1 pseudogene is annotated in these 241 nt (G+C 62.7%); it reads left to right on the top strand.

Going from position 1 to position 241, the window contains the following annotated elements:
- Positions 1-114 precede the first annotated feature (114 nt).
- Positions 115-241 (top strand): annotated as a pseudogene (locus FNJ47_RS52605) (patatin-like phospholipase family protein); the annotation flags it as partial.

Below are 241 nucleotides of genomic sequence, written 5' to 3' on the forward strand. Positions count from 1 at the left end.
CGGCCTCGCGCCGACCAGAGATCGACCTGGAAGGTCAGGGTGTCGCGGTTCGCTCGACAGTACGCGGGACAGAGGCGTGTTCGAGACGACGCCGCCATCCCAATAGTGCTCGCCGTCGACTTCGATCGACTGAATGCTGGCGAGGTACGCGTCAGTGTCGGCGCGGTCAATGTCCGTACCGGCAACCTTACCTATTTTGATACATCCGAGCGCCGGCTCGGGCCGGAGCATTTTGCAGCCT

Source organism: Bradyrhizobium uaiense (assembly GCF_010811875.1).
Classification (GTDB): domain Bacteria; phylum Pseudomonadota; class Alphaproteobacteria; order Rhizobiales; family Xanthobacteraceae; genus Bradyrhizobium; species Bradyrhizobium uaiense.